Below are 17500 nucleotides of genomic sequence, written 5' to 3'. Positions count from 1 at the left end.
TCAAAACCAAGTTTCCACGCGCTCGACGAGTTCTGGCGGAGCGCGGGACGGCTGGGGAAACCCAGAAACGCGCTGGAGGGGCCGCCTCGAAAAACTCGGGCGAGCGGCGATGAGCCGGCGGCAAGCAAGCCGCGGCCACCAGCGGGGTTTTTTTGTATGTCACAGCGTAAGCGCGCTTCCTCTCCGTCGCGCATCGGGCGGAGCCCCTCCCTATGGGCGGACGCCTCGGCCCTGGCCCTCGGCGCCGCCATCCTGGCGCCCCAGGCAGCCACGGCCGCCACCTTCACCGCCTCCAACGAGGCTGAACTGAAAGCGGCGATCCTGGCCGCCAACGCCTCGGCCGACGTCTCCTCGATCATCCGACTGACCCAGGCGATCACCCTGAGCGACCCGTCGACCATGCCGGCGGCGCTCAAGCCGATCACGATCGAGACCGACGGCTTCGGCCTGGACAACTTCGGCTACGCCGGCACGGCCGCGGTGACGCTCAGCGGCAGCTCGCAGATCAATTTCTCGACCAACACGGCCTCGACCTTCCGCAGCTTTACGCTCGTCAACAGCACCGGGCTGATCCTGGCGGGCGCCAACGTCACCAATACGAGCGGCACGAGCGTGAACGGCGCCGGGATCCTGCGGGTCGACGGCGGCCGGCTGAACACCGCCGGCCTGACGAACACTTCAACCGGCGTCCCCGCGACGGCCACGATCGAGATCGTCAACGGCGGCGTGATCGACATGTCGACGGCCACCCAGTCGACCATTCTGGCCAATGGCACGAACATCAACATGAACATGACGATCGACGGCGCCGGGTCTCGCCTGACCACGGCGAACGCCATGGGCATGGCCGCCGGGACGGCCGTGGTGATGGTCCGGAACGGCGGGACCCTGGCCGTCGCCAACGACTTCAGCCTGGGCACCCCCACGGGCACGACCCAGCACCACGTGACGATCACCGGCGCGGGATCGACCCTCGACGTCGGCGGCGACATTTTTGTCGCCCGCGGCACGCTGGACGTACTGGACGGCGCCCATGCCCGCTCCGCCTCGCTCCTCGTCGCGCGCTCGGTCAACCAGGCCGCCCGGCTGAACATCGCCGGCGGCGCGATCTTCGACACGGGGACCGTAACGATGGGCGCGCTGACTTCAGGGAACTCGATCCTGTCCCTGCAGACCGGCGGCGTCCTCAACGCCACCAATGTCACGGTGGGCTACAGCACCACCAACTTCGGCAACCTGGTGATCGGCGACGTGGGCGCGGTCACCGGCGCGGGCACGCTGAACGCGACGGGGGTGTTTCTGCGCGCCACCACCGGCGCGCTGACCTTCAACCATGACACCGCGGGCTATGTGTTCGCCACGCCGATCAGCGGCGCCGGCACGATCAATCACCTGGCCGGCGACACCCATCTGACCGGCGACAGCTCGGCCTTCACCGGCGCTGCCTACGTGACCGGCGGCACGCTGTCGGTCGAGGGCAAGCTCGGCGCGGCGGCCTCGATCTTCGACGTCCGGAACGCCGGCGCCGTCGCCCGGGTCCTCACCGGCGGCGAGCTGACGGCCAGCACAGTGGCCTCGAGCGACGGCGGCCTGCTGTCGGTGGATGGCGGCCTGCTGACCACCGGCGCCCTGACCCTCGCCAGCGGCGACGTCAGCGTGCTGTCGGGCGGCCTTCTGACCACGACGGGCCAGGTCAACATGGGCCTGGGAACCCTGACCTTGGACGGCGGTCGGCTGGAGGCCTCGACCTTGTCGGGCTCCACCCAGACGTCCGGTTCGAGCACGATCCAGCTCCTCAACGGCGGCGTGCTCAACCTGACCGGCACCACGAGCGTCATCGCCAACAGCGTCAACGCCACCGCCAACCTGATCGTCTCGGGCGCGGGTTCGCGCTTCAGCACGGCCAACGCCTTCAGCTTCGGCACGGGCCTTGGCGTGATGACCGTCTCCGACGGCGGGACGGTAGAGTTCGGCGGCCGCTTCAACGTGGGTTCGCCGACCGGGCTCCTCCAGCATCAGGTCACCGTCACGGGCGCAGGCTCGAGCCTGATCATCAACAACGGGCAGCTCTACATCGCCCGCGGCGCGCTGGACCTGCTGGCCGGCGCCCGCGCCAGCGCCAGCTTCATCACCCTGGGGATCTCGGCCAACCGGGAGGCGACGCTGAACATCGCCGGCGGCTCGATCTTCGACACGCCCGGCGCGGTGGCCGTGGGCTCGCTCAGCTCCGGCGCTACCGCCTTCCTGAACCTGCAAACGGGCGGCGTGCTGAACTCCGATGTCGTCACGGTCGGCTCGGCCACGCGCGACGGTGAAGTGATCATCGGCGGCAAGACCGCGATCGTGGCCGCAGGCGTTCTGAATTCGCCCAGCCTGTTCCTGACCGGAACCACCGGCGCGCTGACCTTCAACCACGACACGGCCGACTATGTGTTCGCCACGCCGATCAGCGGCGCGGGGACGATCAACCACAAGGCCGGCCTGACCCACCTGACGGGCGACAGCTCGACCTTCGCCGGCGCCACACACGTCACCGGCGGCACGCTGTATGTGGACGGCGTGCTGGGCGCGGCCGGCTCGACGCTCGACATCCAGGCCGGCAGCGTGCTGGGCGGCTCGGGAACCGTGGGCGGCGACGTCGCCTCGGTCGGCGGGACCATCGCGCCGGGCAACAGCCCCGGAACCCTGACCATCGCCGGAAGCCTGACCCTGGACGCGGCCTCGACGCTGAACGTCGAGTTCGGCCAGTCGAACGTCGTAGGCGGCCCGATGAACGACCTGGTGCTCGTGGGTGGAAACCTCACCCTCGACGGCACGGTCAACGTCATCCAGACGGCCGGCGGCGTGTTCGACCAGGGCCTCTATCGCATCGCGTCCTACGGCGGCTCTCTGACCGACAACGGCCTGGCCATCGGCGCCCTGCCGGCGGGCTCCACCGTCTCCCTGCAGACGGCCATCGCCGGTCAGGTGAACCTGATCAACACCACCGGCCTGAGCGCGAACTTCTGGGACGGTGACGGGCTTCTCGGCGTCAGCAACGGCGCGATCGAGGGCGGCAACGGAACCTGGACCGCGTCGTCCAGCAACTGGACGCTGGCCAACGGCGCGATCAACGCGGCCTACACCGCCGGGGACTTCGCCATCTTCGCCGGCGCATCCGGCCTGGTGAGCGTGGCCGACCCCGTCGCCGTGGGCGGCATGCAGTTCGCGGTCGACGGCTATCGCCTGACCGGCGAGCAGATCGCGCTGAACGGCGCCTCGGCCACCGTGCGGGTCGGCGACGGAACCGCGCTGGGCCAGGACTACGTGGCGACGATCGATGATGTGCTTGGCGGCGCCGCCCAGCTGGTGAAGACCGATCTCGGGACCCTGGTCCTGAACGGCGACAACACCTATGCCGGCGGCACGCGCGTCTCGGCCGGCACGCTGCTGGTCAACGGCGACCAGTCGGGCCAGACGGGCGCCAACCTCGTCGACATCTACGGAACCCTGGGCGGCGTCGGACGCCTTGGCGGCGACATCACCGTCAATGGGACCCTGACCCCGGGCCTGGCGAGCGCGCCGGGCGTGCTGACCCTCGACGGCGACGTCGTCCTCGGCTCGACCGCCACCCTGCGCTACCGCCTGGGCCAGGCCGGCGTCGCCGGCGGGGCCCTCAACGACCTGCTGGTGGTCAACGGCGACCTGACCCTCGACGGCTCGCTGGAAGTTTCGGAAACGGCCGGCGGCGCCTTCGGCGTGGGCATCTACCGGCTGATCGACTACACCGGCGCCCTGACCGACAATGGCCTCAACGTGACCATCACCCCCGGCGGCGCGGCGGTCAGCGTGCAGACGGCGGTCGACGGCCAGATCAATCTGGTCAACAGCGGCGGCCTGCTGGTCAACTACTGGGACGGCCAGACCCTCGGCGCGGCCGGCAACGGCGTCATCGAGGGCGGTTCAGGAACCTGGACGGCCTCGAAGACCAACTGGACGACCAGCACCGGCGCGGTGAACTCGACCTACGACCCCGGCGAGTTCATGATCTTCACCGGCGCGGCGGGCACGGTCCAGGCCAGCAACGCCGACGGCGCCCTGGCGGTCAGCGGCATGCAGTTCGCCGCCGACGGCTATCGCCTGACCGGCGACGCCATCAGCCTGGAGGCCGGCGACGCCGCCGTCAGGGTCGGTGACGGCACGACGGCCGGCGCGGCCTTCACGGCCGTCATCGCCGCCCAGCTGACCGGCCCCGGCCGCCTGGACAAGACCGACGCGGGAACCCTGGTGCTGACCGCCGCCAACGCCTATGCCGGCGGCACCAAGATCAGCGGCGGCACTCTGCAGCTGGGCGCGGGCGGGACCACCGGCTCGATCCTGGGCGACGTGGCCAACGACGGCGTGCTGGCCTTCAACCGTTCGGACGCGGTCGGCTTTACCGGCGCGATCTCGGGCGGCGGCGTGATCGCGCAGATCGGCTCGGGCGTCACCACCCTGACCGGCGACAACAGCGCCTTCACGGGTCGCACCGAGGTCCATGCCGGAACCCTGGCCGTCACCGGCGCTCTGGGCGGCGCGACCGAAGTCCTGCGCGGCGGCCGCCTCACGGGCGCCGCCACGCTGGGCGGACTGACCAACGGCGGCGTCGTGGCGCCGGGCCAGGGCGTCGGCGCCCTCACCGTCGCGGGCGACTACGCCGGCGCCGGCGGGACCCTGGAAATGGAGGCTCAGCTCGGCGGAGCCGCCGCCACGGCCGACCTGCTGGTGGTCCGCGGCGCGACCTCGGGCACGACCGCGGTGCAGGTTCAGCGTCTGGCCGGCGGCGGCGCCCCCACCGCCGACGGCGCGCTGCTGGTGCAGGTGGACGGCGCCTCGGACGGCGTCTTCACCCTGGCCAACGGCGACTACCTTCTCGACGGCGAGAGCGTGCTGGTCGGCGGCGCCTACGGCTACGTCCTGCGCAAGGACGCGACCGGCGGCGACTGGCGCCTGCGCTCGGCCCAGGGCGACAGCGGCAAGCCGCTGTTCCAGGCCGGCGCGCCGCTGTACGAGGCCTATCCGCAGACCCTGCAACTGCTGAACGGCGTCAGCACGCTGCGCCAGCGCGTCGGCACGCGGCAGTGGTCGGGCCAGGCGGTCTGGGGCCGCATGGAAGGCGGCCACAGCCGTCTCGAACCCGTCGTCTCCACCACCGGCGCGAACCTGAGCGCCGACCGCTGGAAGATGGAGTTCGGCATGGACAAGCCCCTCGCCGAAACGGTGATGGGCGGCCGGCTGACCGGCGGGCTGACCGTCCACTACGGCGAGGTCAGGGCGAAGATCGCCTCGGCCAACGGCGATGGCCGTATCGACACCCGGGGCTTCGGTTTCGGCGCCAGCCTGACCTGGGCCGGCGACGGCGGCGGCTATGCCGACGCGCAGGTCCAGGGCAGCTGGTTCGACAGCGACCTGACGTCCGCCCAGCTGGGTCGTCGCGCCGGCGGCCTCGACGGCGACGGCTATGCGGCCTCGCTGGAGGTGGGCAAGTCGATGGCGGCCGGCTCGTCCCTGCGCCTGACCCCGCAGGCCCAGCTGACCTACGCCAGAACCGGCTTCCAGAGCTTCACGGACTCGTTCGGCGCCGTGGTCTCGGACGACAAGGGCGACAGTCTGCGGGCCCGCCTGGGCCTGGCGGTCGATCGCGTCTGGAGCGTCAAGGACGGCGAAGGCGGCCTCTACGGCCTGGTCAACGTCAGCCACGAGTTCCTCGGTGGAACCCGTGTCGACGTCTCCGGCGCCCCGCTGGACGCGCGCAACCGCCGCGCCTGGGTGGGCGCCGCCGTCGGCGGCAACTACAGCTGGGGCCAGGGCCGCTACGTGGTCTATGGCGAAGCCGCCGCCGACACGTCCGTCTCGGGCTTCGGCGACAGCTACGACGTGACCGGAACCGCGGGCTTCCGCGTCCGGTTCTGATAGCGATAGCGGGGCGGACGCAACGTCCGCCCCGTCGTCAAGCGCCCCGCCCTTTCAAGGGCGGGGCGTTTTTCATGCCCGGGCCTTGAAGCCGCCCGCCGCCACGACGCCGCGATGCAGGACGACCTGGCGAGGCGTCAGCCTCGCCACGGCCTCGGCCGAGCTGGCCGCGTCCACGAAGACGCAGTCGGCCGCGTCGCCGGCCTTGGGCCACTGCTGCTCACCCGTGAGCGACAGAGGGGTGACCCCGCCCGTGGGGATCTTCAGAGCCTGGCCGATGGCCTGCTCGTCCGACCAGCCGTAGAGCTGGCAGGCCAGCTTGGCCTTTTCCAGCACGTCGCCGCTGCCGAACACCGACCAGTGGTCGATGACGCTGTCGGTGCCGGTGAACACCTTGACGCCCGCCGCTTGCAGCGCGGGGATCGGCATCACCCGGCCGCCGAACGGCACGGTGGAGGCCACCGACACGCCCGCCGCGGCCATGCGCCCGGCAAGCTCCGTCAGGGCCGGCTTTTCCAGCGACATCAGCGAAAAGCCGTGGCTGATCGTGACCCGGTCCTTCAGCGCCGGGTTGCGGGCGGTGATGTCGGTGATGCGCGAGATGGCCGCGACGCCGCTTTCGCCCGGCTCGTGGATGTGGATGTCGACGCCGGCCTTCTCGTCCAGCGCCACCTGCATCATCAGGTCGACCGACCGCTCCATGCCGCCGTCGACTGTGGTGGGGTCGATGCCGCCGACATAGGCCGCGCCCGCCCGCACCGCCTGGCGCATCTGCTGCTCCAGGCCGATGCTGGCGAAGCCGTGCTGCGGGAAGGCGACGATCTCGTAGCCGAAGTCGGGCTGGTGACGGTCGAGGGCGGCTTTCAGCTTCTCGACGTGCTTGGTCCCGATCACCGGATCGACGTTGCACTGGCTGCGGGCGAAGGTGGTGCCATAGCCCTGCAACAGCGCCACCAGGGCCTCGGCGCGGGGCTCCAGCGTCGGCAGCAGCTCAGGCAGCAGCTTCTGCTCCAGCTTGATCTGGCCGGCGATGCCGCCCTTGCGCTTGCGCGGCGCCTGCCAGGGGCCGCCATAGAAGGTCTTGTCGAGGTGGATGTGCATGTCGCGGAACGACGGCAGCATCAAGAGGCCGCCGGCGTCGTGCACCACCGCGCCGGGCGGGATCGCCGCGCCGGCCGGCAGGACGGCGGCGATGGCCCCCTTCTCGATCTTGATGGTCTTCAGCTCGGTGCGCGTACCGACCACCTCGTCGCCCTCGCGCTCGTAGCCGGTCTCAAGCCGGACGTTGCGCAGGAAGTAGGTCGCGCCCGCCGCCGGCCCCTTGGCCGGGGCGGCTGCGGAAGCCGAGGGGGCCGAGGCGGCGAGGCCGAGCGCCCCCGCCGCCAGGCCGCCGGCGCCCAGCAGGGCGCGGCGGGAGAGATCGGCCGCCGGGGCGGCGGAAACGGAGGGAGTGTTGAACATGCGATCGCTCATATCGGCCTCTAGAACTTGTAGCGGACGCCGAGCTTCACCTGCCAGACGGACTGGGTGTTGAAGCTGGTGGCGGCCTTCGACGTGAACTTGTCGAACTGGTAGAAATTCCCCTGCCCCGCGGCGCAGCCGATGCCGGTGAACTGGCAGTTGCGGGCCACGATGTTCGACGAGACGTAAGGGTTGGGCACCTGCTGGATCACGCCCCACTTGTTGTTGAGCATGTTCCCCAGGTTCTCGATGTCGACATAGATCTCGGCCTTGGCCGCGTGCGGGAAGACGGCCGGGGCCTCCTGGCTGAGGCGTACGTCGATCGTGGTCACTTCGGGCGACTTGAAGGCGTTGCGCGGCGTGATCTTGCCGGCGTAGTCGATCAGGCCGGTCTTCTGCAGGAAGGCGTTGAAGGCGGCGAAGTCGAAGCCCGGCGCGTAGGAGATGATCGGATCGCTGGTGGCGGTGACTAGGCCGTTCGCCGTCTTGGGTACATAGAGCAGCTGGCGATTGCGCGAGGCGTTCGAGCCGTTCTCGCCGACCAGCACGTCGCCGGCCTGGGCGGCGTTGGCGCCGACGTCGAAGGTGTAGCTGAACGGCAGGCCCGAGCGACGCTGGGCGAACAGGCTGATCCCGGTCCGATAGCCCGAGAAGAACTCGCGGCGATAGCTCAGCGACAGCTTGGAGAGGTTGCGGAACTCGTAGTTCGAGGTCGCCAGGCCCGGGTCGTTGGGGTCGTCCGTCGCCACGCCGTTGTAGTTGGCCGCCGCCACCGTGCTGATGCCCGGATTGACGTCCTTGGAGTTGATGTAGGTGTGCGAGACCTGGGCGTCCAAGCCGTCCAGCCAGCCGTCGGACCAGCGCTTGCCCAGCGCCACGCCCAGCTGGTCGGTGTGGCCCTTGCCGGTGTTGGTGACGAAAATGTCGTAGCGGTTGTCACGGCCGCGCAGGAAGGTCGGGCGGCCGTCGGGCGCGGCCGGGCCGGGATTGGCCTCGCTGTAGAGGTCGCGCCAGGTGACGGCGTCCTTGACCTCGGTGCGGATGTATTCGGCGCTGACCCGCCAGTCGTCGCCGCCGAAGCGGCCCAGGTCGAAGTACTTCTGGACGCCGATCGAGGCCTTCCACGACGACTGCGGCTTGAAGTCCGGGTCGAGGATGTTGGTCAGCCCCTGCCCCGTCGCGGCGCTGGCGGTGTTGAGCTGCTGCACGGCGGGATTGACGGTCTTGGCGTCGACATTGTTCAGGCCCGCCAGGCACGCGGCGCTGGTCGTGGCGGTGCGGGCGCAGTTGACGTTACCGAGCACGATGCCGGTGTTGTAGAAGGTGTTGGCCGTCCACACGGTAGGCGAGCCGCCGCCGAACAAGCCCACGCCGCCGTAGACCGTCAGGGTCGGATCGGGCTGCCAGTTGAAGCCGAAGCGCGGTTGCAGCAAGTGCTTGCCGTCGAGATTGGCGCTGTTGTCCAGGCCATAGCGGGACAGGATCACCGGATTGGCCTGCGGGCTGTCGCTCTGCTCGAACCAGTCGTAGCGCAGGCCCGCCTTCAGGGTCAGGTTCGGCAGGATCGCCCACTCGTCCTGGAGATAGACCGTGTTCATGGCCGAGTGGATCGTGGCCCCGCCGTGCGCCTTGATGTTGTCGCCGGCGTTGGCATAGGCCAGCGACGAGGCCCGCTTGGCCTCCAGGTCGGCGATGGAGTCGAAGACATAGGCGCCGTTGGCGTTCTGGACGAAGACGTCCCAGATCTTCAGCGCCTCGCGCTCGTAGCCGCCGGTGATCTTGTGGGCGCCCAGGGTGTAGACGCCCTTGGCCCGGTACTGTTGCAAGTAGGTGGTCAGCTCGTTGGCCTGGTAGGAGGCGTCGGTGCCGGCATAGATGCTGGGCCCCACGCCCGCGCCGCTCACGAACACCCGGAACTGGGCGTAGTCCGTGCCCGCCAGCGGCGTCGAGGGATTGTCCATCTTCTTGTACGAGGCCGACAGCTCGGTGGTGAAGTTGTCGGTCCAGTTCGAGAACAGCTGCGCCTTGTAGACGTCGAGATTGTTCTCGCGCTCGATCCACTTCGACAGCAGGCCAAGCGAGGTCGAGGCGCCCGTCAGGGTGTTGCCCGAGGCGTTGAGGTTGGAGCCGTAGGTGCGCTGGTAGGAGACCGTGGCGCGGTGGCGGTCGCTGATGTTCCAGTCCAGCTTGATGAAGTACTTCTCATCCAGGTTGCGGAACTGCGAGGCCGAATAGCCCAGCGGGTCGTAGCCGTAGACGCGCTTGATGATCTCGCGCACCTGCTCGGCCTGGGCGACGGTGATCCCCGGCACCTCGTTGGGCATTCCCGAACCGACCGGGCCGGTCAGCGACGGCTCGACGCGCTCGAACTTCTCGTAGTTGGCGGTGAAGAACAGGCGATCCTTGATGATCGGACCGGTCAGGGTGGCGCCCCAGGTCTTCTCCGAGAACTTGCCGCCCAGGGTGCGCTTCTGGCGCGAACCGTCCTGGAAGTCGTCGTACTCGAACTTCTTGCCTTGCAGGTTCTGGTTGGTGTTCTCGAAGAACACCATGCCGTGGAAGGCGTTGCCGCCCGACTTGGTCGTGGCGTTCATGGTGCAGCCGCCGAACGAGCCGTAGTTGACGTCATAGGGCGCCAGCTCGACCCCCAGGGTCTCGACCACGTCCATCGAGATCGGCGAGCGCTGGGTCGGATAGCCGTTGGCCTGCAGGCCGAAGTCGTCGTTCTGGCGCACGCCGTCGATGGTCAGCGAGTTGGAGCGGTTATTGGCCCCGCCGCAGATCAGCGCCTTGCTGTTGGTGGAGTCGATGGCCACGAACGGGTTCATCCGCGCCAGGTCCTTCAGGTCGCGGCTGATCGAGGGGGCCAGCTGGATCTGGGCGGCGCTGAAGTTGGAGCTGGGACCGGTCTTGAGGTCCTTGGCGCCGACCGAGGCGGCGGTGACGACCACCGCGTCGACCGAGCCGCCATCGAGCGCGAAGTTCAGCTGGAAAGCGTCGCCGGTATTGACCGCCGGCACCTCGACCGTCTTGGTCCCGTAGGTCTCGGAATTGGCCGTCACCCGGTAGGGGCCGCCCGGACGCAGGTTGCGGGCCGAGAAGACGCCGTCGGCGCTGGTGGTCGCCGTGGTGGTGGTGCCCGAGGGCGCGTGGACGATGGTCACCTGGGCGCCGGCCACGGGCGCGCCGGCCTCGTCGGTCAGCCGCCCCTGGATCGCGCCGGTGATCACCTGGGCCTGGACCACCGCGGGCGCGACCGCCATCGCGATCACCCCGATCGCGGCGCCGGCCGAAAGCCTTCTCATGAACGTCATCGCCATATCCCCTGTTGCGAGTGCGGCGCGCGTATCCCCACGCGGCCGTGTCCTCGGCGGCGGGATCGGCACGGTCGCCGGGCCGCCAGGGACGACTTCAGGGAAACTTGAATTTCGTCGATGATCTAAAACTAAATCGTCGACGATTTAATAAATCAGTGTCGACGTTATGTCTGCCAGTTTTTTTGGCCGCGTAGCGCGGGGAGGCGCCCGACGTTGGGGCGCCGCGGGTCTTTGAACCGGGTTCTGATGCAAGAATGGAGTCGACGGATCGTCGACGATCTTCCGGGCGCGGACGAGCCAGGTTGGATCGCCCACTTGCGACTCCAGCCATCACTTCCGAGTTTCCCCGCGAAGGCGGGGATCCAAGCTGCTTTTCAGGAGACGGCGCGACCATGAGCGAGCCGCAGCCCCCGCTTGGGTCCCCGCCTACGCGGGGAAGGACGGATCTGGGGGAATGGCGGGGACAGGAAAGCTCAGAGCCCCCCGCCCCTAGATCCGGTCGATCTCGGTCTCGCGCACCTTGCCCGCCTCGTCCTCGAGCGAGAAGCGGTCGCGGGTGGTGACGTAGAAGCTGGCCCCGAAGCGGCCGACCGGGAAATAGTCCTGCAGGCTCACCCGCCAGGCCTTGGTGTCGATCAGGCCCTCGCGGGCGTGCAGGTGCAGCACCTTGCCGAAGAAGATCAGCCGGCTGTCGGTGCGGATGGTCTCCCACAGGGCGCATTCGAAGGCGACCGGGGCCTCGGCGATGCGCGGCGGGGCGATCTCGACCGAGGGCGCGGTGGTCAGGCCCACCTTGTCGAGCTCGCTCTGGTGGGCCGGCAGCGCCTCGCCGCAGGCGTGCATCTTGGCGGCGATGGCCTCGTCGGCCAGGTGCACGACGAACTGGCCGGACGTGACGATATTGGCGGCCGTGTCCTTCAGCCCGCCGGAGGCCAAGAGGTTGATGCTGATCATCACCAGCGGCGGCTCCTCGCCCAGCATGTTGAACATGCTGAAGGGGGCGGCGTTGACCACGCCGTCGGCGTTGATCGTGGTCACCAGGGCGATGGGCCGAGGCACGATCAGGCTCGCCATCAGCTTGTAGCGTTGATAGGCGGTGATGCTGGCGAAATCGACGTGCATGACGCGGCTCAGGCCAGGTTCAGCATCTGGGCCAGGGTCTTCACCGAGGACGGCCGCTCCAGGCAGATCCGATCCTCCAGGCCGACCAGGTGGGCGTTCATCGCCGCCACGGCCCGCTTGGCGTCGCCCTTGGAGATGGCGTCGACGATGTCGCAATGCTCCTCGTGCTCGCAGGCGGCGTTGCCGGCCGGCTCGTACAACGCCACGATCAGCGAGCAGCGCGAGATCAGTTCGGTCAGGTAGGCCAAGAGGATCGGGTTGCCGCCCAGGGCCGCCACCCGCAGGTGGAAGTTGCGCGCGGTCTGGGCCCAGGCCGGCTGGTAGGCGTTGGCCATGGCCTCTTCCTCCTGGTGCAGCAGGGCGTGCAGTTCCTCGATGTCCTTGCCGCTGTGGCGCTGGACGGCCAGCTCCACCAGGGCGGCTTCCAGCGCGCGGCGGGCCTCGAAGATCTTGCGGGTCTCTTCCGGCGTCGGGGCGGCAACGACCGCGCCGCGGTTGGGCCGCAGCTCGACGATACGGTCGTGCTCCAGCCGTTGCAGCACCTTGCGCACCACCGCCCGGCTGACGCCGAACAGCGAGCACAGGGCCGGCTCGGGCAGCTTGGTGCCCGGCGGCAGGCGCTGGTTCAGCACGCCGTCGAACACCGACTGGTAGATCCGCTGCTCGACATCGGCCCCGCCATCGACGGCGGCGATGCCGGCCATGTCGGTCTTGGCCGGACCACGGCCGGCCTTGCGCGCGCCGGCGGCGGTCTTCGAGGCGTTGCGCGGCTTGGCCGAGGGCGTCTGGGTCATGAAATCCGCCGAAACTGGTGATTGCGGTTGTAGGCGCCCGCATCGAGGCCGATGCAACCGGGGATCCGCGCCAACCCACCGCCTTGAGACCACGATGCCGCGATCGCGAGCAGATTTGCAACGACGAATGTCGACTTTCTGCACAGTAAGAATGTCGACGTACAATTCTTCAAATCGTCGACGATTTTATGAGCCGATGAGCGAGCGACGCGATTAACTCGCCTTCGAACACGGCCCGCCGCCCACGCGTCGCGCCAGCTCAAGAGGTGTCTCGTGTCGAATCCGTCCCGCCGCATGTTCGCCGTCGGAAGCCTCGCCGTCCTGCTGGCCGCCTGCAAGGGCCAGGGCGGCGCGGGGCCGGTGAAGATCGGCCTGGTCACCGCCCTCTCCGGCCAGTCGGCGCGCTCGGGCGAGGCCATCACCCGGGGCCTGACCGTCGCCATCGACGAGATCAACGCCGCCGGCGGCGTGCTGGGCGGGCGCAAGCTGGAACTGGTCCGCCGTGACGACGAGAGCAACCCGGCCCGAGGCGTCACCGCCGCCCGCGAACTGATCCACCGCGAGAAGGTGGCGGTGCTGTTCGGCGGGCTCGACACCCCTGTGGCCCGCGCCATCGTGCCGATCGCCAGCCAGGCCAAGGTTCCCTTCATGGTGCCGTGGGCGGCCGGCACGGCCATCACCCAGAACGGGACCAGCCCCAACTTCGTGTTCCGCGTCTCGGCCGTCGACGAAGAGGTCGACAAGGCCATGGTCGCCTATGCCCGCGAGACCTTCGCCGCCAAGCGCCCCGGCCTGATCCTGCTCAACAATCCCTGGGGCGAGTCCAACGAGAAGGGGCTGAAGGCGGCCCTGGCCGCGGTCGGTTCCCCCCTTGCCGGGTCCGAGCGCTTCGAGCCTTCCGACGTCGACGTCACGCCGCAGCTTGGCCGGCTGCGCGCGGCCGGCGCCGACGCCCTGCTGCTGGTCGGCACGGTGGGACCGTCGGCCCAGGTGGTGCGCTCGCTGGACCGCATGGGCTGGAACGTGCCGGTGGTCTCGCACTGGGGCCCGGCCGGCGGTCGCTTCGGCGAGCTGGCCGGCCCCAACGCCGGCCGCGTGACCTTCGTCCAGACCTACAGCTTCGCCGGGCCGATCACACCGGCGCGCGACAAGGTGCTGGCCGCCCTGATGGCCAAGTACCCCGACATCAAGTCGCCGGCCGACATCTCGCCGGCCGTGGGCGTGGCCAACGCTTACGACGCCCTGCATCTCACGGCCCTCGCGCTGAACAAGGCCGGCTCGACCGACGGCGACGCCGTGCGCAAGGGCTTTGCCGCCATCGACCGCTACGAGGGCCTGATCAAGACCTACGAGCGCCCCTTCGCCGACGGCCGCCACGACGCCCTGACGGAAAAGGACTACGTCTGGGCCCGCTTCGAAGGCGACGCCATCGTGCCGGTCCAGCGCGGCTAGGCCATGGATCTTCTGGCTCCCCTCCTCAGCGGCCTGGCGCTCGGCAGCATGTACGGGCTGATCGCGTTGGGCTTCCACATCACCTTCTCGGTCTGCGGGGCGCTGAACTTCGCGCAAGGCACCAGCGCCATGCTGGGCGCGGTGCTGCTGTTTACGCTGGAGCGCACCCTGGGCTGGCCGATGCTGCTGGCCGCGCCGACGACCATCGCGCTGTGCGGCCTCTATGGCCTGCTGGTCGAGGGCCTGGCCGTGCGGCCGTTCCTCAAGCGCAAGTCCGACGCCTGGCTGATGGCCACCGTCGCCCTGGGCCTGGTCACCGACAACGCCACGCTGTTCCTGTTCGGCACCGAGCCGCGCAGTCTCAGCTCGATCCTGACCGCCTCGTCCGTCAGCGTCGGCGGCGCCTCGCTGGGCGTCTATCCTCTGCACCTGCTGATCCCCGTCGTCGGCTTGGCGACCGCCGCCGCGCTGCACTGGATCAGCCGCAAGACCCTGCTGGGCACGGCGATCCTGGCCGTGGCCCAGAACCGCGACGCCGCCAGCCTGATGGGCATCCCCGTCAGCGCCATGATCGCCGCGGCCTTCGCCGTCTCCTCGGCCCTGGCAGGCATGGCCGGCGCCCTGGTGGCGCCGCTGTTCACCATCCAGCCCGACATGGGCGTCGTCCTGGGCCTGAAGGCCTTCGCCGTGGCCATCCTCGGCGGCCTGAAGAACCCGTGGGGCATCATGACCGCCGGCGTGCTGTTCGGCGTGGTCGAGGCCGCCTCCGCCAGCGTGCTGGGCTCGGGCTACACCCAGATGCTGACCTTCGGCCTGGTGATCCTGGCCCTGGCCCTGCGCCCCGACGGCCTGCTGGGCCGCGCCGAGGTGCGAAAGGTATGAGCATGCGTTCCCTCGGCTCCACCCTGGCCGCGCTGGGCGCGGTCGTCGTCGCCCTGGTCCTGGCCGGCGTGCTCGACAGCTACTACGCCTTCGTGCTGGGCCAGATCGCCCTGCTGACCATCGTCGGCGTCGGCCTCAACATCCTGATCGGGCTTGGCGGCCAGATGTCGTTCGGCCATGCCGGCGTCTACGCCATCGGCGCCTATGCCGTGGCGGTGCTGACCACGCGGCTGGATGTCAGCTTCTGGATCGCCTGGCCGCTGGGCGCCCTCTTGGCCGGCGGCGTCGGCGCACTGATGGCGATCCCGGCCCTGCGCCTGAAGGGCCCATACCTGGCGATGGTCACCATCGCCTTCGGCCTGATCGTCGAGCACGGCCTCGTCGAACTGCGCGACGTCACCGGCGGCCAGAACGGCATCCTCGACATCCCCGCCCCCAGCCTGTTCGGCGTCGCGCTGGACGCCAACGGCCTTGCCATGCTGGCCGTGGCGGTGGCGGCGGCCTCTCTGCTGGCCTTCCAGCGCCTATCAGCCGGCGGCTGGGGAGCGGCCATGCGGGCCGTGCGCGACACCGACGTCGCCGCCGCCTCGGTGGGCCTGAACCCCACCGTCGTGCGCACCCTGGCCTTCACGCTGTCCGCCCTGTTCGCGGGCGCCGCAGGCGGCCTCTTCGCGCCGATGGCCGGCTTCGTCACGCCCCAGACCTTCAACCTGACCCAGTCGATCCTGTTCGTGCTGGTGGTGGTGCTGGGCGGATCCGGAACCCGCCTGGGGCCGTTGCTGGGCGCCCTGGTCGTGGGCCTGCTGCCCGAGCTTCTGGCCGGCTTCGAGGCCTATCGCATCCTGGTGTTCGGCGCCCTCCTGATGGTGGTGCTGTGGCTGGCGCCGCGCGGCCTGGCCGGCCTGTGGGACGCCCTGCCCTTCAAGCGCAAAGCCGCTGCTCCGCCCGTCGCCGAAACCGCCCTGCCCCTCGCAGAACTCCTCGCCGTCCGTCCCCGCGCCGCCCTCACGGCGCAGGACCTGGGCATGCGCTTTGGCGGCCTGCGCGCCCTGGACGGCGCTCGCTTCTCCCTGCCGCCCGGTCGGGTGACGGCCCTGATCGGCCCCAACGGCGCGGGCAAGTCGACGGTGATGAACCTGCTCAGCGGCTTCTACCGCCCCACCGACGGCCGCTGTCTGCTGGGCGACGCGCCCCTGCCCCGCCAGGCCTTCGCCGCCGCCCGGGCCGGGGTGGCGCGCTCCTACCAGACCTCGCAGGTGTTCCAGAGCCTCAGCGTCGAGGACAACGTGCTGCTGGCCGCCCGCCAGGGGCGCCTCGGCGCGCCGCTGGCCCGGTTCGCCGCCAAGGCGCAGCGTGAACGCGCCCGCGCCCTGCTGGCCGCCTGCGGCTATGCCGGCGACCCGACCCTGCCGGCCGGCGACCTCGCCCATGTGGACCGCCGCCTGGTCGAGATCGCCCGCGCCCTGGCGCTGGATCCTGACGTCCTGCTGCTGGACGAACCGGCCGCCGGCCTGTCGCAGGAGGACAAGCGCCGCCTGGCCGCCCTGCTGAAGGAGATCGCCGAGGCCGGCGTCGCCGTGGGCCTGATCGAGCACGACATGGGCCTGATCATGGGCGTATCCGACGCCGTCGTGGTGCTGAACGCCGGGGTGCAGATCGCGCAAGGGACGCCGGAAGAGATCCAGGCCGATCCGGCCGTGCGCGCGGCCTATCTGGGCGCCGCCCCGGCCTCGGCCCCCACCGATCGCGGACCGGTCAGCCGGCTGGACGCCCTGCGGGTGGTCAACCTCACCGCCGGCTATGGCGCCGCGCCCGTGCTGTCGGGCGTCGAGATCGAGGTCCGACAGGGCGAGGCCGTGGCCCTGCTGGGCGCCAACGGCGCGGGCAAATCGACCCTGATGCGGGTGATCGCCGGCCTGCACCCGGCCGCCGAGGGCCAGGTCGCCTTCGAGGGCGGCCTGCTGAACGGTCTTTCCGCCAACGAGCGCGTGCGCAAGGGCGTGGTGCTGTCGCCCGAGGGCCGGCAGGTGTTCCCCGAGCTCACCGTGCGCGACAACATCCGCCTGGGCGCCTTCCTCGACCGCCGCGACCTAGAGGCCCGCACCCAGGAGATGCTGAGGCGCTTCCCGCGCCTCTCCGAACGCCTGCACCAGCGGGCCGGCCTCCTGTCGGGCGGCGAGCAGCAGATGCTGGCCCTGGCCCGCGCCCTGATGAGCCGGCCCAAGGTGCTGCTGCTGGACGAGCCATCGCTGGGCCTGGCCCCGCGCGTGATCGACGAGATCTTCGCCGCCTTCCGCGACCTGCGCGACCAGGACCTGACGCTGCTGATCGTCGACCAGATGGCAGGCCTCGCGCTGTCGGTTTCCGACCGGGCCTATGTGCTGAGCGGCGGCCAGATCGTGGCCCACGGGACCTCGGCCCAGATCGCGGCCGATCCGGCGGTGAACGCGGCCTATCTCGGCGGCTGAACGGGGTCACGGTCACGCCATCGCGCAAGATTAGTTCTATCGGCGCAAAACGAATCCGCGCGAAACCGCCTCC

At 69.9% G+C, this 17500-nt stretch carries 8 protein-coding genes; 4 read left to right on the top strand and 4 right to left on the bottom strand.

Annotated elements, in window-relative coordinates; genetic code table 11:
• Positions 1-156 precede the first annotated feature (156 nt).
• On the top strand, positions 157-5931 hold the full coding sequence (locus P7A99_RS09455) for an autotransporter outer membrane beta-barrel domain-containing protein (RefSeq protein ID WP_277793633.1): 5775 nt from the start codon (positions 157-159) through the stop codon (positions 5929-5931).
• 72 nt (positions 5932-6003) lie between these two features.
• Here the strand turns inward: P7A99_RS09455 and P7A99_RS09450 are convergent, their stop codons facing one another.
• The 4 genes from P7A99_RS09450 to P7A99_RS09435 form a co-directional block, all read right to left on the bottom strand.
• A complete protein-coding gene (locus tag P7A99_RS09450; protein ID WP_277793632.1) occupies positions 6004-7404 on the bottom strand; it encodes an amidohydrolase in 1401 nt (466 codons plus the stop codon).
• 8 nt (positions 7405-7412) lie between these two features.
• Positions 7413-10706: a TonB-dependent receptor gene (locus P7A99_RS09445; protein ID WP_277793631.1), complete on the bottom strand. Its 3294-nt coding sequence runs from the start codon at positions 10704-10706 to the stop codon at positions 7413-7415.
• 492 nt (positions 10707-11198) lie between these two features.
• On the bottom strand, positions 11199-11831 hold the full coding sequence (locus tag P7A99_RS09440) for a flavin reductase family protein (protein ID WP_116489724.1): 633 nt from the start codon (positions 11829-11831) through the stop codon (positions 11199-11201).
• Between the two features lie 8 nt (positions 11832-11839).
• Entirely contained in the window at positions 11840-12625 is a 786-nt protein-coding gene (locus P7A99_RS09435; protein ID WP_277793630.1) for a GntR family transcriptional regulator, read from the bottom strand.
• 273 nt (positions 12626-12898) lie between these two features.
• Here P7A99_RS09435 and P7A99_RS09430 point away from each other — a divergent pair, with 273 nt between their 5' ends.
• The 3 genes from P7A99_RS09430 to P7A99_RS25195 are packed head-to-tail and all read left to right on the top strand — an operon-like array spanning position 12899 to position 17427.
• A complete protein-coding gene (locus P7A99_RS09430; RefSeq protein WP_277793629.1) occupies positions 12899-14077 on the top strand; it encodes an ABC transporter substrate-binding protein in 1179 nt (392 codons plus the stop codon).
• A gap of 3 nt (positions 14078-14080) precedes the next feature.
• Complete coding sequence (locus tag P7A99_RS09425) at positions 14081-14959, top strand: branched-chain amino acid ABC transporter permease (RefSeq protein ID WP_277793628.1); 879 nt, start codon at positions 14081-14083, stop codon at positions 14957-14959.
• Positions 14956-17427, top strand: a complete 2472-nt coding sequence (locus P7A99_RS25195) for an ATP-binding cassette domain-containing protein (RefSeq protein WP_277793627.1) — start codon at positions 14956-14958, stop codon at positions 17425-17427. The genes P7A99_RS09425 and P7A99_RS25195 overlap by 4 nt, the downstream gene beginning before the upstream one ends.
• Positions 17428-17500 lie beyond the last annotated feature (73 nt).

The sequence above is a fragment of the Caulobacter endophyticus genome, from assembly GCF_029543245.1.
Taxonomy (GTDB): Bacteria; Pseudomonadota; Alphaproteobacteria; order Caulobacterales; family Caulobacteraceae; genus Caulobacter; species Caulobacter endophyticus_A.
The sequence above is the reverse complement of the archived record's forward strand: the minus strand, read 5'-3'. Positions and strand labels throughout refer to the sequence as shown.